Below are 20565 nucleotides of genomic sequence, written 5' to 3' on the forward strand. Positions count from 1 at the left end.
GGAAGGAAATCCGAATGGCAAAAGATGGCTTGTGCGCAATCGTGACGGGGTCCGCATCCGGACTTGGTGCAGCGACTGCGGAAATTCTCGCGCGGAGCGGGGCGCGGCTCGTCATCAACTATTCCTCGAGCCAGAAGGAAGCCGAGGCCACGGCCGAACTCTGCCGCAAGGCGGGGGCGGCGGAAGTGCTGGTCGCGCAGGGCGACGTTTCAAAAGATGACGATTGCCGCAAGATCGTTGCGGCAGCCAGCGGCTGGGGCCGGCTCGACGTGCTCGTCAACAATGCCGGCATCACCAAGCATGTTGCGCATGCCGATCTCGATGGATTGTCGGCTGAAGATTTCCAGCGCTTGTACGGCGTCAACACGATCGGCCCGTTCCAGATGGTGCGCGCAGCACGCAGCCTGCTCGAGGCCGGCGCGAAGGCTTCGGAACGGCCGTCCGCCGTGGTCAACGTGTCCTCGGTTGCCGGCATCAGCGGCGTCGGCTCGTCGATCGCCTATGCTGCGAGCAAGGGCGCGCTCAACACGATGACGTTGTCGCTGTCCCGTGCACTGGCGCCGCTGATCCGCGTCAACACGGTGTGCCCCGGCTATATCGACACGCCCTGGTTCACCAAGGGCCGCGGCGAGGCCGGCGCCAAGCAGGTGCGCGACAGCGTGGTGGCGAAGGTGCCGCTGAAGGTCGCTTCATCCGCCAATGACATCGCGCAGCTCGTCTGCTTCCTGGCAACGCCGGCGTCGAGCAACATGACCGGCGAGGTCGTGCGGATGGATGCGGGGATGCATCTGATAACTTAATTCGTCATTGCGAGCGAAGCGAGCAATCCAGAGAGCGTCCGCGCGGACAGTCTGGATTGCTTCGTCGCAAGGGCTCCTCGCGATGATGGAGTGCGAGGGCGGCGTCGTGCCCGACGTCCGGCACCACTACCCTTTTATCACGCCGCTCGCGACCAGCCGGTGCCAGATGAACAGCACCACCACCGCGCCGATCGTGGCCATGATGAAGCCGGCGCCCTGGTCTGGGCTGTAGTGCCCGATCGCCTGTCCGATGAAGGTCGCAAGAAACGCACCGGCGATGCCGAGGATGGTGGTGAGGATAAAGCCGCTCGGGTTGTTCGGTCCCGGCGCCAGCCAGCGCGCGATGAGGCCGGCGATGAAGCCGACGACGATGATCCACAACAGGCCGCCCATGCTCATGTCAGTGCTCCCCTTCCCGAGAATGCGTAGATCAAAGTTCGATTAAAGTCTGCCCGAGAGCTCGTTCTCGGTCGGCAGCCGTCCGTCCGGCGTCAGGTGGTCGATCACCTGTGGCAGATACTGGCTGAGGCCGGAGAGCAGCTCGTCGCGCGACAGGCCGCTCTGGGCGGACAGGCTTTGGATCTGGTCGGCGCCGAGGGCGCTGGCGAGATCGCCGGGCGCGATCGCCTTGTTCTCGCCCTTGCCGACCCAGGTGCTCGCGGTCTCGCCGTGGCCACCCTGCTGGAGCTGGTTGAGGAGATCGCCGAGGCCGCCGCTGAGCACGCTGCCGGCCGCGCCGCCCGCGAGCAGGCCGCCGAGGCCACCCTTGAGCAGATCGCTGAGGCCGCCGCTACCACCGGGGCCGCCGGGAACAGCGCTGCTGCCCGTATTGACAGGCGTCGGAGGCGGCAGCGGCGAGCGCTGCTGCGGCGCCGGCGCCGCGTCGGGCTGGCCAGCCGTCAGATGCTTGAAGGCCTTCCAGGCGATCAGGCCGAGCAGCGCCATGGTCATTGGCGACATGCCGCCGGAGGATTGCTCAGAGCTGGGCGTGCTCGGGCCGCGGGGGCCGTTCTGCATGCCGTTGAGGACGTCGAGTAGACCCATGGTGCTCTCCTTTGGCGTTCTCGTCGGCGAGTTCTCGCCGGTGACAGCCCCCGGGGCAAAAACATATGAGGCTCTCATGACGGTTACAAGGCGAATGCACCGCAACCAATGGGCAGCCGGCGTTGCCTCTGCTATCGAGGGCAGGTCATTCAAGGGAGCAAGGTCAGGTGGTTGCGGATCGACCGATCGTGGTGGCCGGCGCGGGCGCCATCGGCTGTTTCGTCGGAGGCCAGCTGGCGGCCGGAGGGCGCCGCGTCGCGCTGCTGGTGCGGCCGCGGGTCAAAACCGAGATCGAGCGGTTCGGCCTGCGGCTGACCGATTTCGACGGCTCCGAGCAGAAGCTCGGCGCGGGCCAGCTGGCGCTGTCGGAGGATCCCGCGATCTTTCACAACGCCGGCATCGTGCTGGTCACGGTGAAGAGCGCCGACACCGCCGATGTCGCGGACCAGATTGCCCGGCACGCGCCGCAGGACGCCGTCATCGTCTCCCTGCAGAACGGCGTCGGCAATGTCGCGGTTCTGCGCGAGCGGCTCGGCGGCCGGCACGTGCTCGCCGGCATGGTGCCGTTCAACGTGATCGCGATGGGCGAGGGACGCTTCCACCGCTCGACGTCCGGCGACATCCATGTCGGCGCGGATGAGGCGAATACGGCCGTAGCGCTGTCGGTGCCCGGCCTCGCCATGCGCGCAAGCCGCGACATCACCGGCGTGCAATGGGGCAAGCTGATCATCAATTTGAACAATGCGCTCAGTGCGCTGTCCGACATGCCGCTCGCCGCGCAACTGGCGAACCGCGACTGGCGAAGACTGTTCGCCGACCAGATGGCCGAAGGCGTGACTGCGATGAAGGCCGCCGGCATCACGCCGGTCTCGGCGACGCCGATCCCGCTGAGGTGGACGCCGACCCTGCTGAGGCTGCCTGATGTGATCTTCAATGCGATCCTGGGGCGCACGATGAAGATCGATCCCGAGGCGCGCTCCTCGATGTGGCAGGACCTGAAGCAGGGCCGCAAGACCGAGATCGACTATCTCCAGGGCGCAGTCATCGCGCTCGCCGAGCAGAACAACGTCGACGTGCCGCTGATGCGCCGTATTGTTGCGCTGATCAAGCAGGCCGAGACGGCAGGCAATGGTCCGCCGCGGCTGACGCCGCAGCAGATCCGCGGAGCGGCCTGAGTGCGAGCCGGGCGGCGGGAGGAGCAACGATGAGGCGTTGTTTGATGATTGGGCTCGCGCTGGCCGCGCTCTGCGGCACGTCGACGCTGGCCTACGCAAGGCCGCCAACGGTCGTGAGCTCGCCCGGCTATGACAGGCGGTTGCAAGAGAGCAGGTCGCAGTTGGGCAATTCGCCAACGACAACAGAGCCCACGCGTGCGCCGGTGGTCAAACCGAAGCGCGGCAAGAAGAAGCAGCCGAACTGACGCCACACGCTCGCTGTCGTCCCGGATCAGCGCTCCGCTTGTCCGGGACGACAGCGGAGTTTGCCGCGCGATGAGCTTACCCCTTCTTCGCCGGCTTGCTTGGCGCGGGGGTGAACAGCTTCTTCAGATCGCTCAAGCTTTCCGATAGCCGCGGCCATTCGCAGGAGAACGAGCCCTTGGTGCAGGGCGCGCCCTTCGGTCGCGGGCTGACGGACTGCTGCACCTTCGGCCGCTCGACCGGGACAGGCACGCGCGCGACCGGGACGGACACGCGCTCGACCTCGGTTCGCAGTGCGACCTGCTGTTGCCGCGCTTGTTCCTGCTGCTCGCGCTGCTGACGCGCGGCGGCTTGGGCGGCTTCATTGCTGCGGCGCTGATTGGCGAGGTAGGAGGTGTAGGATTCGTCGATCCTCTTCTGCTCCTCCGGCGTCGGATTGGGACCTGCGATGTCGAAGGTGCGGTCCTGGAGGAAATCGTAATAGGAATAGCCGCCGCCTGGCTTGCGGCGGCCCGCGAACTTGGCGTTGCAATCGGCAAGCGCAGCCGTCTTCTCGGTCTTGTTCGCGGCCTTCTCGGCGGCGTCGGCGCATTCCTCGAAATCGACCGGCGCGCGCTTCCACCATTGGGCGTGGGCATGCAACGGCGTCAGCAGAAGAAATCCTGCTGCGGCAACGACTAGCGCCGCACGACGCGATGCAACTACGTCCGACATTCTACGAGAGCATTCCTTGCAAAACTCAACCCGAACTGAGTCGGGTCCGATTTTTGCCCCTTTATCGCCGGCTTGTCACCCGTGGAACTCGGGAATTTCATGGCTGCAATGCTGACATTTTTTGCTTGACGTGGCGCGGGAGTCACAGCCGCGCGGCACATGATCGGCTTAGACTTTATTGGTTTGAATTCGAAGGGGAATATCCGTCATGAGAGCGTTGGCCCGCCTCGCCGCAATCACATTGGCGTTCATTTCCAGCTATGCGTTCGCGGCGGACGAAGAAGCGCCCAACCGCAAGCCGGTGAGGGCGATCGCCGACGCGCGGCTTTCGGTCGGCGGCCAGGGAATGCTGCCGCTCTATCTCTCCAGCGACTGGTCGCTGCCGCTGCCGGCGATCTCGCGCGCCATCATCGTGCTGCACGGACGCCTGCGCAATGCCGACGAATATTACATGTCGGCCCATACTGCGCAGGTTGCCGCGGGCGACGACGGCAAGAGCGCGCTCATGATCGTCCCGCAGTTTCTGGCGGAGATCGATATCGACGCGCACAGGCTGCCCGCGGATACGTTGCGCTGGTCGCTGGAGGGATGGGAGGGCGGCGACGCCGCGCTGGCGCCGAATCCGGTGTCGTCCTTCGATGCGCTCGATGCGATCCTCGTAAAACTCTCGGACCGGCGCATCTTCCCGAATCTGAAGCAGGTCGTCGTCGCCGGCCATTCCGGCGGTGGCCAGGTCGCGCAACGCTATGCCATCGCCGGCAAAGGCGAGGCGGCGCTGTCGCGCCAGCATATCGATGTCCGCTACGTTGTCGCCAATCCCTCCTCCTACGCTTATTTCAGCAACACGCGGCCCGTGCCGGCGATCGCCGCATCCTGCCCGGGCTACAACAATTGGAAATACGGCATGGACGGGCGTCCGCCCTATCTTGCGAACGCAACGCCGGTAGCGCTGGAGCAGCGCTATGTCGAGCGCGAGGTGATCTATCTGCTCGGCACGCTCGACACCAATCCGAAGCATTCTGCGCTGGACAAGAGCTGCATGGCCGAGGCGCAAGGTCCCACGCGCTACGCCCGCGGCCACGCTTATGCGGATGCGATGGCCAAGCGCGACCGCGGCACGCCCAATCACCGGGTCTGGGACGTCGCCGGGGTCGGCCACGACGGCGACAAGATGCTGACCTCGAAATGCGGCCTCGCAGCGCTGTTCGATATTCCGGGCTGCGGGGCGGAGCGCTGATGCGGACGTCTTGAAGGCAGATCTCTTGAAGGCAGATGCCTTGAAGCCAGATCCCTTGAAGGCAGATCCCTTGAAGCGTTGGCTCCGGCTGTTACACTTCGTCTCGCGACGCCTCATCCTGAGACGACGCCAAGAAGACGAAGTGGAAACACCTGATGCTGCTGCCCCTGTCCGACGTGCCTCGCTGGTACGCTCAACGCAAACCGCAAGGCACGATCGCCGTCCGTCACGGGCAGGATACGCTGACATGGGACGAGCTCGAACGCGGCGCCAATCGGCGCGCACGGGCGTTCATGGCCAAGGGCGTCAAGCCCGGCGACTTTGTCGCAATCGGTTTGCCTAACGGCAACGCGTTCTTCGAGACCTCGTTTGCGGTCTGGAAGTGCGGAGCGACGCCGACGTCACTGTCGTGGCGGCTGCCGCGCGGCGAAGCCGCCGCGGTGCTCGACATCCTGAAGCCCGCGCTGGTGGTCGGCGGCGAGGCCGACTGGAACGCGCCGAACCGCCTGCCGGCGGATTTCGTGCCGGAAGGTTTTTCGGACGAGCCGCTCGATCCGCCGGTGGCTCGCTACTGGAAAGCCATGACCAGCGGCGGCTCGACCGGCCGGCCGAAAGTGATCCTCGATCATCAGCCGGCCGTGACCGACACCGTCGCCGCGCCGCCGCTCAACATTCCATTCGGGGTTTCGCTGCTCAATCCCGGTCCGCTCTACCACAATGCGCCGTTCATCGTGTCGCACTACGCGCTGTTCACCGGCGGCCAGCTTACCGGCCTCGTCAAGTTCGACGCCGAGGAGACGTTGCGGCAGATCGCACGCGAGCGCGTGCAATGGGTCAATTTCGTGCCGACCATGATGCACCGAATCTGGGCGCTGCCGGAGAACGTGCGGAACTCTTACGACATGTCGAGCCTTCAGACCGTCTTCCACATGGCGGCTCCGATGCCGCCCTGGCTGAAGGAGAACTGGATCGCCTGGCTCGGCCCTGAGCGCGTCTGGGAGCTCTATGGCGGCACCGAGCGCCAGGGCTCCTGCATCATATCAGGCACGGAATGGCTGACCCACAAGGGCTCGGTCGGCAAGATCGGGGAGATGGCGCGCTTGCGCATCGTCGGCAAGGACGGCAACGACGTCGCGCCCGGCGAGACCGGCGAGATCTATTTCCTCAACAATGACGGCAGGGATGCCACCTATCATTATCTCGGCGCCGAGCCGAAGCGCCGCGCGGACGGCTGGGAGTCGCTCGGCGACATCGGCCGGCTGGACGCCGAAGGCTATCTCTATCTCGGCGACCGTCTCGCCGACATGGTGCTGCGCGGCGGCGCCAACATCTATCCGGCCGAGGTCGAGGCCGCGGTCTCCGAATGCCCCGGTGTGCGGTCCTGCGTGGTGGTGGGATTGCCCGATCCGGAATTGGGCCAGCGCGTGCATGCCATCGTCGAGCCCGAACCTGGCGCGGACGGCCAGGCCATCGCCGACGGCATGGCGGACTTCTTGAAAGACAGGCTGAGCCGCTACAAGCACCCCGAGAGTTTCGAGATCGTCAGCGCCCCGCCGCGCGATGATTCCGGAAAAGTTCGCCGCACCCTGTTGCGCGACGAGCGCGCGGCGTGGATGAAGGAAGGGCGCGCCTTCCGGATTCGGCCGGCGAAGGCGCGGGCGCACGCCGAATAAGAAGAATACAGAAGGATTGAGACATGACGATCACCATCGCAGCGAACAGCGTGCCGAGGCCGCCGGCCGAGATCATCGAGGGTTTTCGCGGCGCGCCGACCTCGGTCATTTCAGACAATCTCGCCCGGTTGCCGGGCGCGGTCGGGCTGAAACCCTATCATCGCGGCGGCAAGCTGGTGGGGACGGCCTTCACCGTGCGCACCCGCCCCGGCGACAATCTCGCCATCCACCGCGCACTTGAACTGGTCGGTCCCGGCGACGTCATCGTGGTCGATGGCGGTGGCGACGAGACGCGCGCGCTGGTCGGCGAGATCATGAAGAACATCGCGCAGTGGCGCAAAGCCGAAGGCTATGTCATCGACGGCGCGATCCGAGATGTCGCGGCCTTCGCCGCTGACGACTTTCCCTGCTACGCCCGCGCGGTGATCCATCGCGGCCCCTACAAGAACGGCCCCGGCGAGATCAACGTGCCTGTTACGATCGGCGGCAGCGTCATCTCGCCCGGCGACATCGTCGTCGGCGATGAGGACGGCGTGGTGTCGTTCCCCGCCGCCGGCGCCGCGGCGCTGCTGGAAGCCGTCCGCGCCCAGGTCGCGCGTGAGGAGGAGACCATGAAGGCGATCCGCGAGGGCCGCTACCAGGGCTCCTATGGCAAATCCTGATCGGATCAGAATGAAGGGGAGGGCGGCTTGAGCCAGAAGGACGAATTTCACAACATCGACGATCCCAGCGATGGCCTCTTCCGCGAGCTCGCGGCGGGGGTGACCACGCGCATCTTTTCCGGCGAGCAGGCGATGCTGTCGGTGGTGACGCTGGCCCCGCATGCGCAGGGCACGCTGCATCATCATCCCGAGGAGCAATGGGGCGTGCTGCTCGACGGCTCCGCCATCCGCGTCCAGGGCGATGAGGAAATTCCGGTAAAGAAGGGCGATTTCTGGCGCACGCCCGGCAATGTGCCGCACACGATGCGCGCCGGCCCCGATGGGGCCCGCGTGCTGGACATTTTCAGTCCACCACGGCCAGAATACAAAAAAGCGGGGTCGGGCTTCGGCACGACTTAAGCGCCAAAGAGCAAAAAGCCAGGCGCAAAACCAAAGGGGAGGGGACTATGACGATCACACGACGCACGCTGCTGGCAGCGCCCGCTATTCTCGCAATCGCGCCAGCGGTGGCGCAGGCCGGCAAGATTACTCTGGTGGTGCCGTTTCCGCCGGGCGGATCGACCGATGCGATGGCGCGGCTGTTGCAGGCCAATCTACAGACAAAACTCAACCGCATCGTCGTGGTCGAGAACAAGTCGGGCGCCGCCGGCGCGCTCGGCGCGGCGCAGGTTGCCAAGAGCCCGCCGGACGGCTCGACGTTCCTGGTCACCTTCGATTCCCACGCGGTGATCCCGTCCATCCTCGACAAGCCGCCGGTCGATGTCGAGCGCGAGCTGATGCCGGTGCTGCTGGTGGGCACCGCGCCCTACGTGATCGCCGCCGGCGCCGGCCGTCCCTACAAGAGCTTTGCCGACGTGGTCGCCGCCTGCAAGGCGACGCCCGGCGCGGTGAAATATGCCTCCGTCGGCATCGGCACGCTCGGCCATCTCGCCATGACGGTGCTCGGCACCAAGGCCGGCGTCGAGATCATGCACGTGCCCTATCGCGGCGGCGGCCCGGCGATGAACGACGTGCTCGGCGGCCATGTCGATCTGATCGCGGGATCGGCGGCGCTGGTCTCGGCCCAACTCGGCACCAACATGCTGCGGCCGATCCTGCAACTCGGCCGCGAGCGGCTGCCGGGCTTACCGGATACGCCGACCGCGATCGAGGCCGGCTTTCCGGACTTTGAGACGCTGGCGTGGTGGGGCGTTTTCGCGCCCGCGGGCACGCCGCCGGATATCGTCGCGGCCATGGCGACGGCGTCCAGGGAGATCCTGAGCGAGCCCGCGACCGCCGCCCAGCTCAAGGAGACCCAGCAGATGACGCTGCTGCTCCAGGACGGCGCCGCCTTCAAGAGCTTCTTCGACAAGCAGGTCGCCTATTGGGGCAAGGTGGTGCGCGAGAACAATATCAGGGCATGAGAGGCCTATTCCCGGGATTGCCATCCCGGGTCCAGTGCGCTCGCGCGGGCTTGAGCGTCAGAGCATCTTGCCGACGATCTTTGTCATATCTGCCGCCGAAAACGCGCGCAGCGTTTCGGTGCGGACATTGCCGAGTGCGCTGAGACTAAGGCTGAGCGACATCGCGGCAGCCTCATCTGGAGCCTCGAGAACGGTTACAACGTCATATCGTCCCTGCGTCCAGACGATCTCTTTCACGGTCACGCCGAACGTTTTGGCCATCTCCTTGAAGGCGTCGGCCCGCTTCGGCGAGTCCTTGACGTTGCGGACTCCCTGATCAGTGAAGCTTCCCAGCACGACATAGGTTACCATGGTCGTCCTCCCTGGTTAGAACCCAGATCCAATTCTCGCTTGAGGCAACCGCGCCGAGCTTGCCACGGCGGCTGAGACAGCGCTACTGCGCGTTGGGAACGTCAGCGGATGTGACTTATTCGGTCAGGACAACGGCCGCGCGAAACTGAGCTCATGGCCGTCGGGGTCGGTGAGATGGAAGTAGCGCTCACCCCATTCTGCATCGCGCGGCGTGGTCGACGGCTGCCATCCGGCGGCGCGTGCGCGCTCGTAGGTCCCGTCGACATCGGCGACGTAGAAGATGATGCGGCCCCACCAGGACCAGCGCTTGTCGTCCGGCTGCGCCGTCAGGTTGAGATAGCCGGTGCCGGCGCGAAAGCTGGTGAATGCGGCGGCTTCGCCGCCATACAGGAGCTCGAACCCCAGCGAACGGTAGAAGTGCACGGCGCGCCCCATGTCATGCGTGCCGAGCGTGATGGCACTGATGCTTTCGATCATGTGAGCTGCTCCGCCGAGAGGGGCCTGGAAGCGATTGTATAGCCGCCCCGTTCAGGTTGACGATGATCCGGCCCGCCTTGCGGCTGGCGAACCGCATTTTGCTCTGCTATGACGGGATCGAACCCATACCAGCGGGTTCCGCGGTCCCGTAGCTCAGCCGGATAGAGCGGCGGTTTCCTAAACCGTAGGTCGCATGTTCGAGTCATGCCGGGATCGCCAGGTTTTACAATTGCTTAGCCCGGTAATTCGGTGCGCGAAAATGCGAACTTCGCTCACCGGGTAACGGATGGGGTAACGGCAAAAGGCCGGCAGCCCTGCAATTTTGCCTTATTTGTTTTAGGAAGATAGCCAACGCCACCCGCCCGGACGCAAGCCCGATAAATCCACGGCTTAGCAAAGCTACCAGTCCAAACACCAAGCTCGTCGCGTTCAGCTTTATGTTACGCTTGAGCATACTTGCCTTTTGAATAACGCGGCCACAACGCGCGGCCCTGTGAGACAAGCCACCCTGCAAGATCGACGCCCCCGACCGAACATGCCGCAACCGTCCGGCCGTATCGGTCGGTATCGACCGGTACGCAAACCACGGGGCGTGACTGAATGAATCGATCTAACTCGTTCGCTGCCTTCGCACCGCAGCGATACTGCAAGCTATCGTCACCACGGCAAGGTTGATCGCTTTCGGGCGCGTCGATGCCCCAAAGCCGAATGCGCGCGCCGTGGATTTCGAGCGTGTCGCCGTCGATGATGCTGGCCCCGACGGTGAGTTCACCAGCACTTGCTATCGTCGGACAACCAATAGCCAACCACAAAAAGATCGCGCACGTCTGCGCCGGCTTCATAGAACGGCGCGGCTTGAAAACTGAATCATTGAGTTATCGAGGTGTAGGCCGCTTTGCGGAAACCAGCATTCAACTCGTCACGCTGTTGACCTTGGATCTGTTGGCCGATCGTCTTCGCCGGTGATATCACCGAAAACATGATGAACCCTCCCGCCTTGCGCGGAAGGATGAAGTACTCCGCTATCGCTGACTTTTCAGAGTCTTCGCAAGAGGACATGCCCCGGAAAACGACTTCACTATCGATAAGCTCGCTATTACGCGCGGAAGCAAACTTTCCTTTGCAGTCTTTTGCATCGTTTCCGACGATAGCGGCAGCTACGTCAAGACCAGCGACATTCGGCTGTGGAGGAATAATACGAACGAAGCCGGTTGCGTTGTCGGCTTTCCAAGCCGCCCCGGTCGATGCAAGCGCAACAGGCGTCTGAGACCGGCTAACTAGGCTCGGATGAGACAATGACGTTGCTTTGAGAATAAAGTTTGAGGCGAGCTGCATTGCCTCCAACTGCAATTCTGCCGAGCCTTCTTGGGGACGTGTTGGCTCCAAGCTGGATGCTGTGGTTGGCGACGCGGTTGGTCCCATTGGCTTGGGCGGGATATTCGCAGCGACCGCCGCCGTAAAGTCGCTGGCTGCTGCGATACCTCCGGCATTAATCGTCTTCACGCAGCTTACGAGCGCAGGAATGAGAACCGAAGTCCCGCTCAAATCAAACTGAAAAAGATTACCTTGGGCAAACGCAGACATAGTCCGTGCGGCGCGGAAACTCTTAATCAGAGCAGAATTGTCTGGCATCGGAACGAAAACCATCGTTCCCGATATGGCCGCTGCATCCACGTTGAATGTATTCCGACCATCAAAACTCAGAACGATCGGAAACTTTTGTCCTTGGGATAGATTCCAGCTTTGGTGTGTGAACGCGAGCACCCAACTGTAATTCTTGGTGACAAGAACCCCAAAATTGATGCCGCTCTTGTAGTTCGCGCTCGCAATGCAGTTCGAGAACTGGCCGGTCTTATCGTCCGTGAAAGCTCCACCCGACCATCCGGCTACGGATATTTTGCCGTAGGGACCGCGTGCCTGGACCGGATTCACAATAGTAACGAACAGAACTAGTGCGGCAATTATAGCACGCATGGAACTCCCCCTTCCCCTTAAGGTTGGCGCGACATCTTTCCAAAAACTTAAGCGGCGTCAAGTATTAGCCGCATTCACGTCACCGCAACCTCTTCTTTCGCCTCGCCCCGCGCGACAATGATCAACCCGTCATCCGCTAATGGCCGCTGCAACGCCTTCGCCTCGTCCCAAGGTGCGCGCAACCAAACTTCGCGTTCTTCATCCGTCGTGAGGATCACCGGCATTGCCTTTGGGTGAATTGGTTCGACGACAGCGTTGGGCGTGGTGGTCAGAAATCCATAAACGTTGTGTGGTCCAGGCACGGGCTTAGACTTCGTGCCACGGTCACCGGTGTAAACGGTCCAAATTCCAGCAAACGAAGTAAGCGGCCTGTCTTGGTTCAACGCGAACCACACCACGTCTTTCTTCTTTTGTTTCCGGGTTTGCTTCGGGCGCATATTCGGCAAAGCTGTTGAACGGGACAAGACAACGGTTCTCTGGCTTGAGCCAGCCACGCCAATGAGGTGATGAAGTGTTGCGAATGTTCGTGACTGGTGGGCCGCCAGTACGCGGCGGTGGTGGCATACCCCAACGCATCAGAGCGAGTTCGGTACCGTTCTCGGTGTTGCGGACTACAGGGGCGGGATAGTCGGGAAAGGCCCCGGGGATCGGCGCAAGATTGCCCACGTAGCGATTGACGACGCGGAAGAGCGCAGCGATGGCGGCTTGATTGGTGGTGATGCTGTAGATGGGGTGATTGCGGTTGCTGCTCGAAAGGCTCAGCCTGGAAGGGAAGCCGGCGAGCCGGTGGCAGCAGGAGCGGGAACATGAAGCACTATGTCGGTCTGGATGTTTCGCTAAAGGAGACGGCTATCTGTGTTGTGGACGAGAATGGCGTCGTCATTCGCGAGGGCAAGGCACTTTCGGAACCGGAGGCTATTGTTGCCTGGCTCAACGAAAGCGGATTGCCCATTGTCAAGATCGGGATTGAGATTGGTGGTCTCGCTCGTTGGCTGTACAGCGAACTGCGTGCTGCCGGCTTACACACAGTCTGCATCGATCCCCGAAGACTGCGTGGCGTGACTAAGACGATGCCGATTAAGACCGATCGAAACGACGCTCGCGCCATTGCACAGGTAATGCGGGTCGGCTGGTACACCGTTGTTCATATCAAGGGTGACGTGAGCCAGGAGCTACGAATGCTTCTCAACAATCGCAAGACGCTTTTGATCAAGCAGATCGATATCGAGAACGAAATTCGCGGCATCTTACGCGTCTTCGGCTTAAAGCTATCTGGTCGTATACCTCAAGCGACGTTTGAGCAGCAGACTAATGAACTCACAGATGGCCATCCACGACTCGCGGCGATGCTGCGCCCAATGCTTGTGGCTCGAGCCGCGCTGCGTGAACAGTACGGCGTCCTGCACAAGATGGTACTTGAAATAGTACGCCGCGAACCGACATGTCAGCGGCTCATGACGATACCGGGCGTAGGTGCACTGACGGCAATCACGTTTCTAACAACCATTGATGACCCGGATCGCTTTCAACGCTCCCGCGATGTTGGCGCGCATCTTGGCCTTACGCCACGCAAATACGCATCTGGGGAAACCGATCGGAATGGCGCTATTTCGAGGTGTGGCGATGTGATGCTCAGGATCATACTTTATCAGGCCGCGCTTGCACTTCTAACCCGCACCAAGCGTTGGTCCGCATTGAAAGCTTGGGGTGTAAGGGTGGCCAAGCGACGCGGCCTTCGCCGAGCGGTCGTAGCAGTCGCACGAAAATTAGCGATCGTGATGCATCGGATCTGGGCAGATGGAAGCGAGTTCCGATGGACCCGCGAGGAGGCGACCGCATGATCAATTAGCAATTCAGCGGATCCGCCGAAAAGGCGGGACGACGTCCTGCGAGGACGAGGTCGGGGTGACTGCGCTGCAACCTCTGTGCCTGCAGCACGCGCCTAATAGATAGCAGCTCCCGATCTTCGGACTACCATCGTGAGGCGGCTATGAACGTCGACCTCGTAGACAAGAGCGAGCCTCGCAGGCTGTCGGTAACGAGCTGAACCCTTGTGCCAGCAACCGCAATCAGACAAGAGGTTGCACACTTAGCCAGAGACTCCAATATTTGCAAAAGTGAGTCTCGTCGCCCGGACATTCACCTCGACTATCGCAACCAGACCAAATCTAGTTTCTGTTGGCCTCAAAAGCCGATCTGTTTCTACGTCTAGCTTTGTCACCAATCCGTCGTCCTGCATTAGGCAGTATATCGGCTCCTCCGATGCAAACTGCGCGAACAGGCTCGCTTGAGCAAGAGGAGGTACGGATAGAGCATCCAAAAAGGTCTTCATACGATTGTCGATGTCACCGCCATCGGCGATAAATTGGCCTGGGGCTTGTTGGCGTAGAAACTTTATGCGTAGCTCGCAGTGAAGATCGTTTCTTTTTGAGATCAGCGGCGCAAAGACGGCTCCGCCGCGTTTCTCTAGGATAGCGTAATCACCACCATTCTCGTCTGCGTGCTTGAGCCACTTCTTGGCCTCGTCTGCGAGAGGCGGAAAATCCCAGAGCGCCTTAAGTTGGGGAGAAAGGTCACAACGAATCTTGTGAATCTCATCATGTGACCCTTTTCGTCGTGGGGGAATGTCGCCCTCAAATAATAAAGTGAACTTCATCTCTCTCCTGGCCACCACGTTGACGGCGGGTGACTTGCCGAAATCTTCGTTGGCCTAAGCGCCACCAATGCACTCCGCTTGTACGCATAGCCTCGCACCGCCGAGCAGTCCTTGCAACGCAGGTAGCGTTCCAACTCATGTACCGGTGTCGTCTTCGCGCGCCGAACGATGTCCAACGCTACAGTCTGGTTCGTATCGCACCCAAGGCAACGCACTTCGAGATATAGGTACCCGGCATTGATCGCGTCACCGATGGTCGGGGAGGGCTGCGTCGGTCCTTTGTAGCCAAGCATGCGATAATTCCATGCCTCGCAAGCCAGCTTGTCGGCTTCCTTACGCGCTTCCTTGGCGCGCTCGGCCGACATTTTTATCTGGGTGCCGAACAGGTACTGGCGGGATTTGGTGGACATGAGGCGATAGAGAAAGCGCAACGCCACGGCCTACGCAAATTATCAATCTGTTGGGCGCTGGAAGGTCGTCAACCTACCGGCTGTCGTGGGTGTGGGCAATCTGCGGATCAGAATCGAAAAGGCCGCCAACCGAGGCGGCCTTAATTCATCTTCTGGCGTAGCTTCCGAATAATCTCGCGCAGGTTGGCCGCGTATTCCACGATTACCCGGTGCGCTTCTTCCAAGGGGGAGGGCTTATGCTCTTGCGCCGCGATCTGTTCCTTGGGCTTGGTCATAAATGATGGTTCCGGCGGACCGAGAGCGGCCGTTGAGCCATATCAACGGTTTTGCGGATTAGCACACCCTTGGAGTCAACTTAGGAGACTCGGGGTCAGTACCCGGCCTTACCGCATGCCCATGAACAGCGCCGCGACAAACAGTGCGGCGCCAAAGGCTGCAATCCCAAGGCAGATGCGTGCGTGGACTGAATACGCATTGGTATGGGGTTGTTCGATCATTGCGTCTCATCTCGGCGGCTACAAGCCGGGTGAGTTGGCCCAATCGTTTAGATTGACTGCAACATCAGCTTGGCGAGTCTTCCTGATGAGGACATCTCGCTCGGGGCCAAGTGGTAGCGCACTGGCCGTTGCTAGGATCTTTTCCGCCCATTCGGCCAGTCGATCTTGAAGCGGAAGGTGTTGTTTGAAACGCCGCCGCTGAGACTCCTTTCCGTTAGAGGAAGGGGGGAGCGCTAATTGCGTTCTCATCACCGATACAAGCCACGATCCGTTCTGTGATGAATAGACAACAGCACGGCCGGGATTTGGGTTCCTTGCCGAATGTTAACTTTTCTTGCCGCTGTAGTCGGATTTCGCCGAACAAACCCACCGGTCCGGGAGCTGGTTTTGCCCCGGGGAATCCGACACCGCCGACTACGCAGCATTGCGATCTAGATTTTAGTTCGCTTGTCTCTATCAAACCGAACATAATCTGGATCAAGCAAGTCTAGAAGATCGATTAGCGCGTTATTCAATTCAGTTAATCGCGCCTTTCCCGCCTCAAGGTTCTGTTCAAGAGACGACACATCCTTGCGAAGCCCATCAATGAAGGGATACGCGCCGCTGTCAAAATGCCTCAGGAACGCGCCATAACCTATACATTGCGGTCCTTTAGTACCGTTTTCAATCAGCGCTTCGCCGACTGCCCGCTGCTCGCCAGCAAACAGACGAAACGGCCTTTCGTATTGATCGGTGCCAAAGAGGTGGGAAATTTGATCTTGTAGCTTTGTAAGTCTCCGCGTTTTTTCCGTGCTGCCCAAATCGATGAATTGAATCTCGCGGCGCGTCAGTTCGGTCCAACAGAGATACTGGCCAACCAGAAATGCAGTATTGTCGATGACATATGTCTTCTCTCGCTCATCGCCTCTCGCGACAAACGCACCAATCAGGTTTTGCTCGAGGATGTTATGAATCCTACTGTGAAGGTCATAAGCGGCCCGCGCCAGCGGCTCCCGAAACCCGGAAAGCTCCTTCTCTCTTTGAGCCTCGATCTTCAATTCTTCGACTTGGTTGCTGGTGATAGCAGTGACTATCACTGCTCCGATGGATGCTGCTGCAGCAACGATTGCAACAACGATTTCTGTCTTCATGCAGCCCCCGCTCATCAAAATGCCGTTCGCGTTACAGGCACAACTCTGCGGTGATACAACTAGGATAGCAAGTAGTCTCCTAGTAGGACCGATGGGCGTTGCGTGACCGCAGGCCGCTCGACCGCCCGTCGTCTTTGAGCTTGGCATAAATTTGAAGCCGGCTAAGGAGCTCGGCGAGCCCGCCCAAGTCGTCGTCCTGGCGCGGGCCGACGACGCCGTACAACAGCCCACCCGATCGGTAGCTTTCGAGCAGTGACAGCTTTGGATCCTCCATTTTGTGGATGCGTAAGTTTTGCCATATGCCGGTCGAACCCTTAACGCCGTAAGGATTCACATCCCCCTACGAGCGCGAAACGAACTACGCTCGGACGCCAAGTAGCTCCGTCGTACGGACCATTACGAGCGGCGGCGCGGCCTGTGCGGGCATCAGCCGCGCTAGAGTGGCCGGCTATGTCCGCCGGGGATAACTCGCTTAAGTCACCGTCAGACCGCCCTTCCCGCGAGACGTGTACAGCACTTAGCGGCATATTCCCCAATAAACTTACCGATTCGTCCGTCCTGACGGCGCTACAGTACTAGGGGCTACACCATGAAGATACTTCGGTTGGTCGAGCGAGTCGCACACACCACCGGCTCTCTGCTTGCTGTCGTGGCTATTGCTGGCGTCGCAGTGATCATCGGTCGTCCTTCGGAAAAAAGCGGAAATCAGCCGAGTTTTGCAGGCGCAGAGCAACAGAAAAAGAGGCTTGCGATCTTTCTCGATGGTACATTGAATAGCGTCGATACCAATACGAACGTCTGGCGCATGCGGGCACTCTGCGCGTCGAAAGGCGCAGACGGACAGCCCCAACTCATCTACTATTCAATTGGCGTCAACGGCTTTTGGGGCGGCATTTTCGGCCAAGGTCTCGATGAGAACATTCGTCTCGCGTACGAGTGGCTTATCGAAAACTACAATGACGGCGATGAAATCTTTATCTTTGGGTTCAGCCGTGGCGCGTATACCGCGCGCAGTCTTGCGGGACTGATTGCCATTGACGGCATCCTCAAAGCGGGCTCGCCTATCAGTATCACCGAACTTTTTGAGCGCTACAAGAAGGGTGATGAGGAGAGCATTTGGACGTTGAAGGAGAAGGAAGCTGCGAACGACATTGGCTTGCTAACCACGCAAGAGAAGTGGCTTCTAAAATACTCGCAGCCCGCCAAGGTTAAAGTGGTGGGCGTGTGGGACACGGTGGGCTCCGTTGGCGTGGAGGCCGGCAATATCCCCGGTATCAGTAGCTCCGCCTTTGATTATCTCCAAACCGGACTTCGCATCCATATCCTCAACGGTTATCACGCTCTTGCCATCGATGAGCATCGCGGAAAATTCGCCCCCACACTTTGGGATGTGCGCCTTCCAAAGGACCCAAACGCTCCTCACGCGCCTCCGCGCCCGGTTTCCGGGGTAGAGCAACGCTGGTTCGTTGGCGCTCACGCCAACGTCGGCGGCGGCTACGAGACGGACCTTCTTGCACAAGCGCCCCTTCACTGGATGATGAAGAAGGCAAAATCGCAAGGGTTGACGTTTCGGTCCGAAGTTGAATTGGACGGAGACGCCCTCAAAGCTTCGGTTACCAATTCTTACAAGTCGTTCGGCTACGGATTCTATGCTTGGATTTCGTCGCCCCTTTACAGAACTATTGGCCGTGAGCCGGATGTTCGCGACGACGGAAGCCACATCAACGTCAATGAGACGATAGACGCGAGTGTATTCAAGCGGTGGCGTGCCGATCCAACGTATCGCCCGGCTAATCTTGTCGATTGGGCCAAGCGGAAAAAGATCGATCCCGCTCAGTTGCAATCTTCCGTGCGAGCCGACGATCCGGGCGTAGACGTGCCCGACCAATAAGCCCCACGATCATCCATCCCAAACTGTTACAAGCGAATTCCAGTTGCGTCCGAGAAGAGGAAGATATGGCTTTAGACTTTGGGAGCGTACCGCAGTGGGTCACCGCGCCGATTGCGGCGACCGCCGGATACTTCGCGTTTCAATCAATTCGTTCTCAACGCAGCATCGCGCGACGACGCGCAGCTTTCGACCTGTTTCTCAAAACTGAAACCGATGAAAAAATGCTTACGGCGTACGACCACTTCCACAACGGGATTGAAGCGATGAAACTGGCCTCCAGCGTAGAGATTTTCTGCGCTGACCCCAATGAGCAGATGCGTAAGCACTACCTCTCGATACGGAAATACCTCAATGTGCATGAATTGGTCGCCGTTGGCATTCGGGAAGAAGTGCTTGATCCGGAGGTGTGCTATTCATACTGGGGATACGCTCACCAATAATTACACTGATGCCAAACCGGTGTTCGATTTCTTGGCAAGACGGGAAAAAAACAAATACACTTACTCAGACCTGCATCAGCTTTATACCAAATGGGCCGAAAGAAGGCGACAAGCGATCAAATAAAGAACTGGTAACACCGCCGGTCGACGGCTTTGTAGCGTGAAGAGTAGCCGCCCCTCCATTGGAGCAACTAATCTAACCAGCCTAAGAGGCTTTTCTTAAAGAGGCGCCAATGCTCGATGCCTATCTGAAGAACAAGGTAAAGCTTCCGACCTACGTCGATGGCGCGCGCAGAGCGATCGAGGATTCAATTACCTCCACGCTCTTCACTCCGCTCAAGTTTATGTCTCCGCAAGATGCCGGGAGGATACTGTCTTGGCTAATCCACCCCACATCCACGCGCGCCATTGAAATAACCCGAATCGACTTTTGGCCTCGCTTCCGAGTTGATGAGGGTGCTTTGAATGCTTACACGATTGAGCCTGATCTAATCTTCGAGGGGCAGCTTGACCAAGAGCCTGCGCGCTGGATTGTCGAAGTAAAATGGGATGCAGATTTACTGCGCTCGCAAATTGAGGAGCAAGCCCGCCTGTGCGCTAGGCCCGGCGCTCGAACCTTCCATGTATCATTGGTTAAAACAGCCGCTCTTGCAGCGTTCCAAAGCCCAAGCAGTACTATCATTCAATGGTACCAACTACTGTCCTCTCTTCGCCGCGCTTACGGTCAGGAAACGACGGCCGGAGCATCTGCGGCTTGGTGCATCGATGCGATAGCATTCCTCGAGAAGCTTGGCATCGGAACCTTCAACGGATTTTCTCACCTCAACCTGGAGAAGGTCCAAGTTGGAGAGTCCTATCGCTTCTCGCGACGGCAATGGTCACTACCCGAATTGATTGACGTGACGCCCTCTCTGTTTTCCCTCGCTTGACGAAAGAGTCAGATGTCCAATATTTACAATTCCTTCTTGAACGTCGTTCGGGTGACAAGCGAGTTGTCGACTTTGCAACAGACGGCTCGCGATCTGTTCAGTGCTCCGGCTGGCTTTGACCTCTCTTCCTTTCGGTGGGCGCCGCATGAAAGGGATGCGGAACACGAATGGCTTTGTGTTTGGTCGGCTATTAGCGCCACTGTCTTAGCCCAAGGCCCGCGAAACAATAGACCGATCGGTAGACTCATAATTTGTATGGACCTCTTCCGAGAGACCGCCCCCGCCACCATTCGCACCGTGCTACCCCATGCAAAAGAAAGCTTTCTAACGATCGTCTTCATCGCGGGAAACAATGTGACTGACCAAACCTATGATCCACTTAGTCTTCAGTTCGATACGGACGGTTGGCCCCTATGGGCCGAGAGTTACGTGCCGCATGAGGAAGGAAGGCTCCTTCAGTATCTAGACGAGAACGAAAAGGAGCAGGACCAGTCTTGGGCCAAACGCGCGTGGTTGTTTGCTGTCCCGTTAACGGCGCTTGACGATCGAGATTGCTTTCGCAAAGAGATTGTAACTCCGTTTTGGAACGCCCTAATGAATCGGCCAAGTGGCTCGCTATTTCCGGCCGACAGCGCTGCCTTGAAGTTCCCGCTGCCGCAGCAACCTCATTGATCACGCAACGCCCATCCGTCGGCCGGTACAGAACTTAATCCGTCGGGAGGCGATTGATCTTAGTTGGCGTTAGCGCAGCCTGCGGCATTCGCCGCAGACCGCGCCGCCGACGGCTATGCCAAAATCCAAGCAACCTTTTCGTTGCCCGCACGAGTGCCGTCAGGCTGCAACCGGCAAGCGCTTTTAC

The 20565-nt window shown here is 60.0% G+C and carries 24 protein-coding genes, 1 tRNA gene and 1 pseudogene; 14 read left to right on the forward strand and 12 right to left on the reverse strand.

Annotated features, from left to right (window positions below; genetic code table 11):
• The first annotated feature begins 14 nt into the window (after positions 1–14).
• Complete coding sequence (locus AB7G19_RS03710) at positions 15–800, forward strand: SDR family NAD(P)-dependent oxidoreductase (protein ID WP_063980656.1); 786 nt, start codon at positions 15–17, stop codon at positions 798–800.
• A gap of 126 nt (positions 801–926) precedes the next feature.
• Here AB7G19_RS03710 and AB7G19_RS03715 read toward each other — a convergent pair whose 3' ends face one another.
• On the reverse strand, positions 927–1199 hold the full coding sequence (locus AB7G19_RS03715) for a GlsB/YeaQ/YmgE family stress response membrane protein (protein WP_080586664.1): 273 nt from the start codon (positions 1197–1199) through the stop codon (positions 927–929).
• Between the two features lie 42 nt (positions 1200–1241).
• Positions 1242–1844 (reverse strand): YidB family protein, encoded by a 603-nt coding sequence (locus AB7G19_RS03720; RefSeq protein ID WP_063980657.1) that lies wholly within the window; start codon positions 1842–1844, stop codon positions 1242–1244.
• Positions 1845–2011: 167 nt separating this feature from the next.
• On the opposite strand from AB7G19_RS03720, the gene AB7G19_RS03725 reads away from it, so the two are divergent.
• Positions 2012–3019: a 2-dehydropantoate 2-reductase gene (locus tag AB7G19_RS03725; protein WP_063980658.1), complete on the forward strand. Its 1008-nt coding sequence runs from the start codon at positions 2012–2014 to the stop codon at positions 3017–3019.
• Between the two features lie 29 nt (positions 3020–3048).
• Complete coding sequence (locus AB7G19_RS03730; RefSeq protein WP_063980659.1) at positions 3049–3264, forward strand: hypothetical protein; 216 nt, start codon at positions 3049–3051, stop codon at positions 3262–3264.
• Positions 3265–3340: 76 nt separating this feature from the next.
• Here AB7G19_RS03730 and AB7G19_RS03735 read toward each other — a convergent pair whose 3' ends face one another.
• On the reverse strand, positions 3341–3976 hold the full coding sequence (locus AB7G19_RS03735) for a hypothetical protein (RefSeq protein ID WP_063980660.1): 636 nt from the start codon (positions 3974–3976) through the stop codon (positions 3341–3343).
• A gap of 208 nt (positions 3977–4184) precedes the next feature.
• On the opposite strand from AB7G19_RS03735, the gene AB7G19_RS03740 reads away from it, so the two are divergent.
• The 5 genes from AB7G19_RS03740 to AB7G19_RS03760 all read left to right on the forward strand — a co-directional run bounded on the left by AB7G19_RS03740 (position 4185) and on the right by AB7G19_RS03760 (position 8951).
• On the forward strand, positions 4185–5213 hold the full coding sequence (locus AB7G19_RS03740) for an alpha/beta hydrolase (protein WP_063980661.1): 1029 nt from the start codon (positions 4185–4187) through the stop codon (positions 5211–5213).
• A 155-nt stretch (positions 5214–5368) separates the two neighbouring features.
• Entirely contained in the window at positions 5369–6886 is a 1518-nt protein-coding gene (locus AB7G19_RS03745; RefSeq protein ID WP_231143797.1) for an AMP-binding protein, read from the forward strand.
• 23 nt (positions 6887–6909) lie between these two features.
• Positions 6910–7548, forward strand: a complete 639-nt coding sequence (locus tag AB7G19_RS03750; RefSeq protein WP_063980662.1) for an RraA family protein — start codon at positions 6910–6912, stop codon at positions 7546–7548.
• A 27-nt stretch (positions 7549–7575) separates the two neighbouring features.
• On the forward strand, positions 7576–7947 hold the full coding sequence (locus AB7G19_RS03755) for a dimethylsulfonioproprionate lyase family protein (RefSeq protein WP_028159929.1): 372 nt from the start codon (positions 7576–7578) through the stop codon (positions 7945–7947).
• A 47-nt stretch (positions 7948–7994) separates the two neighbouring features.
• Entirely contained in the window at positions 7995–8951 is a 957-nt protein-coding gene (locus AB7G19_RS03760; protein ID WP_063980664.1) for a tripartite tricarboxylate transporter substrate-binding protein, read from the forward strand.
• 57 nt (positions 8952–9008) lie between these two features.
• Here the strand turns inward: AB7G19_RS03760 and AB7G19_RS03765 are convergent, their stop codons facing one another.
• Positions 9009–9302 (reverse strand): GYD domain-containing protein, encoded by a 294-nt coding sequence (locus tag AB7G19_RS03765; protein ID WP_063980665.1) that lies wholly within the window; start codon positions 9300–9302, stop codon positions 9009–9011.
• A 123-nt stretch (positions 9303–9425) separates the two neighbouring features.
• Positions 9426–9779, reverse strand: coding sequence for a VOC family protein (locus AB7G19_RS03770; RefSeq protein ID WP_063980666.1), 354 nt, complete (start codon positions 9777–9779; stop codon positions 9426–9428).
• A gap of 142 nt (positions 9780–9921) precedes the next feature.
• Between AB7G19_RS03770 and AB7G19_RS03775 the strand changes: the two genes are divergently transcribed.
• Positions 9922–9998, forward strand: a tRNA-Arg gene (locus AB7G19_RS03775).
• Between the two features lie 221 nt (positions 9999–10219).
• Here AB7G19_RS03775 and AB7G19_RS03780 read toward each other — a convergent pair.
• The 3 genes and pseudogenes from AB7G19_RS03780 to AB7G19_RS03790 form a co-directional block, all read right to left on the reverse strand.
• Positions 10220–10621: a thermonuclease family protein gene (locus AB7G19_RS03780; protein ID WP_354125754.1), complete on the reverse strand. Its 402-nt coding sequence runs from the start codon at positions 10619–10621 to the stop codon at positions 10220–10222.
• A gap of 25 nt (positions 10622–10646) precedes the next feature.
• Entirely contained in the window at positions 10647–11753 is a 1107-nt protein-coding gene (locus tag AB7G19_RS03785; RefSeq protein WP_354125753.1) for a hypothetical protein, read from the reverse strand.
• Positions 11754–11827: 74 nt separating this feature from the next.
• Positions 11828–12515 (reverse strand): annotated as a pseudogene (locus tag AB7G19_RS03790) (SOS response-associated peptidase).
• 44 nt (positions 12516–12559) lie between these two features.
• Between AB7G19_RS03790 and AB7G19_RS03795 the strand changes: the two are divergent.
• Positions 12560–13594: an IS110 family transposase gene (locus AB7G19_RS03795; RefSeq protein WP_441267724.1), complete on the forward strand. Its 1035-nt coding sequence runs from the start codon at positions 12560–12562 to the stop codon at positions 13592–13594.
• Positions 13595–13842: 248 nt separating this feature from the next.
• On the opposite strand, the gene AB7G19_RS03800 is transcribed toward AB7G19_RS03795, so the two are convergent.
• The 4 genes from AB7G19_RS03800 to AB7G19_RS03815 all read right to left on the reverse strand — a co-directional run bounded on the left by AB7G19_RS03800 (position 13843) and on the right by AB7G19_RS03815 (position 16446).
• A complete protein-coding gene (locus AB7G19_RS03800) occupies positions 13843–14409 on the reverse strand; it encodes a hypothetical protein (protein ID WP_354125751.1) in 567 nt (188 codons plus the stop codon).
• Positions 14406–14819, reverse strand: coding sequence for a hypothetical protein (locus AB7G19_RS03805; RefSeq protein WP_354125755.1), 414 nt, complete (start codon positions 14817–14819; stop codon positions 14406–14408). Before AB7G19_RS03805 ends, AB7G19_RS03800 begins: the two co-directional genes overlap by 4 nt.
• Positions 14820–14959: 140 nt before the next feature.
• The gene (locus AB7G19_RS03810) at positions 14960–15094 is read right to left on the reverse strand and encodes a hypothetical protein (RefSeq protein WP_354125750.1); all 135 of its coding nucleotides are present in this window, start codon (positions 15092–15094) and stop codon (positions 14960–14962) included.
• Positions 15095–15747: 653 nt separating this feature from the next.
• Complete coding sequence (locus AB7G19_RS03815; RefSeq protein WP_354125749.1) at positions 15748–16446, reverse strand: hypothetical protein; 699 nt, start codon at positions 16444–16446, stop codon at positions 15748–15750.
• A gap of 589 nt (positions 16447–17035) precedes the next feature.
• Here AB7G19_RS03815 and AB7G19_RS03820 point away from each other — a divergent pair.
• From AB7G19_RS03820 to AB7G19_RS03835, 4 genes are all read left to right on the forward strand, one after another.
• Positions 17036–18337, forward strand: a complete 1302-nt coding sequence (locus tag AB7G19_RS03820) for a DUF2235 domain-containing protein (protein WP_354125748.1) — start codon at positions 17036–17038, stop codon at positions 18335–18337.
• Between the two features lie 65 nt (positions 18338–18402).
• Entirely contained in the window at positions 18403–18777 is a 375-nt protein-coding gene (locus AB7G19_RS03825; protein ID WP_354125747.1) for a DUF4760 domain-containing protein, read from the forward strand.
• A 233-nt stretch (positions 18778–19010) separates the two neighbouring features.
• Complete coding sequence (locus AB7G19_RS03830) at positions 19011–19706, forward strand: hypothetical protein (RefSeq protein WP_354125746.1); 696 nt, start codon at positions 19011–19013, stop codon at positions 19704–19706.
• A 12-nt stretch (positions 19707–19718) separates the two neighbouring features.
• Positions 19719–20378 (forward strand): hypothetical protein, encoded by a 660-nt coding sequence (locus AB7G19_RS03835; RefSeq protein WP_354125745.1) that lies wholly within the window; start codon positions 19719–19721, stop codon positions 20376–20378.
• Positions 20379–20565 lie beyond the last annotated feature (187 nt).

Origin of the sequence: Bradyrhizobium sp. 215_C5_N1_1 (assembly GCF_052075935.1) — a bacterium.
Classification (GTDB): Bacteria; Pseudomonadota; Alphaproteobacteria; order Rhizobiales; family Xanthobacteraceae; genus Bradyrhizobium; species Bradyrhizobium barranii.

Coding starts and splice junctions, on each gene's coding strand:
- AB7G19_RS03785 (WP_354125753.1), bottom strand. CDS start 11,753: ATGCGTGCTATAATTGCCGCACTAGTTCTGTTCGTTACTATTGTGAAT.
- AB7G19_RS03820 (WP_354125748.1), top strand. CDS start 17,036: ATGAAGATACTTCGGTTGGTCGAGCGAGTCGCACACACCACCGGCTCT.
- AB7G19_RS03730 (WP_063980659.1), top strand. CDS start 3,049: ATGAGGCGTTGTTTGATGATTGGGCTCGCGCTGGCCGCGCTCTGCGGC.
- AB7G19_RS03825 (WP_354125747.1), top strand. CDS start 18,403: ATGGCTTTAGACTTTGGGAGCGTACCGCAGTGGGTCACCGCGCCGATT.
- AB7G19_RS03800 (WP_354125751.1), bottom strand. CDS start 14,409: ATGAAGTTCACTTTATTATTTGAGGGCGACATTCCCCCACGACGAAAA.
- AB7G19_RS03750 (WP_063980662.1), top strand. CDS start 6,910: ATGACGATCACCATCGCAGCGAACAGCGTGCCGAGGCCGCCGGCCGAG.
- AB7G19_RS03740 (WP_063980661.1), top strand. CDS start 4,185: ATGAGAGCGTTGGCCCGCCTCGCCGCAATCACATTGGCGTTCATTTCC.
- AB7G19_RS03835 (WP_354125745.1), top strand. CDS start 19,719: ATGTCCAATATTTACAATTCCTTCTTGAACGTCGTTCGGGTGACAAGC.
- AB7G19_RS03780 (WP_354125754.1), bottom strand. CDS start 10,621: ATGAAGCCGGCGCAGACGTGCGCGATCTTTTTGTGGTTGGCTATTGGT.
- AB7G19_RS03795 (WP_441267724.1), top strand. CDS start 12,560: ATGAAGCACTATGTCGGTCTGGATGTTTCGCTAAAGGAGACGGCTATC.
- AB7G19_RS03735 (WP_063980660.1), bottom strand. CDS start 3,976: ATGTCGGACGTAGTTGCATCGCGTCGTGCGGCGCTAGTCGTTGCCGCA.
- AB7G19_RS03815 (WP_354125749.1), bottom strand. CDS start 16,446: ATGAAGACAGAAATCGTTGTTGCAATCGTTGCTGCAGCAGCATCCATC.
- AB7G19_RS03720 (WP_063980657.1), bottom strand. CDS start 1,844: ATGGGTCTACTCGACGTCCTCAACGGCATGCAGAACGGCCCCCGCGGC.
- AB7G19_RS03765 (WP_063980665.1), bottom strand. CDS start 9,302: ATGGTAACCTATGTCGTGCTGGGAAGCTTCACTGATCAGGGAGTCCGC.
- AB7G19_RS03745 (WP_231143797.1), top strand. CDS start 5,369: ATGCTGCTGCCCCTGTCCGACGTGCCTCGCTGGTACGCTCAACGCAAA.
- AB7G19_RS03805 (WP_354125755.1), bottom strand. CDS start 14,819: ATGTCCACCAAATCCCGCCAGTACCTGTTCGGCACCCAGATAAAAATG.
- AB7G19_RS03830 (WP_354125746.1), top strand. CDS start 19,011: ATGCTCGATGCCTATCTGAAGAACAAGGTAAAGCTTCCGACCTACGTC.
- AB7G19_RS03810 (WP_354125750.1), bottom strand. CDS start 15,094: ATGACCAAGCCCAAGGAACAGATCGCGGCGCAAGAGCATAAGCCCTCC.
- AB7G19_RS03760 (WP_063980664.1), top strand. CDS start 7,995: ATGACGATCACACGACGCACGCTGCTGGCAGCGCCCGCTATTCTCGCA.
- AB7G19_RS03770 (WP_063980666.1), bottom strand. CDS start 9,779: ATGATCGAAAGCATCAGTGCCATCACGCTCGGCACGCATGACATGGGG.
- AB7G19_RS03715 (WP_080586664.1), bottom strand. CDS start 1,199: ATGAGCATGGGCGGCCTGTTGTGGATCATCGTCGTCGGCTTCATCGCC.
- AB7G19_RS03710 (WP_063980656.1), top strand. CDS start 15: ATGGCAAAAGATGGCTTGTGCGCAATCGTGACGGGGTCCGCATCCGGA.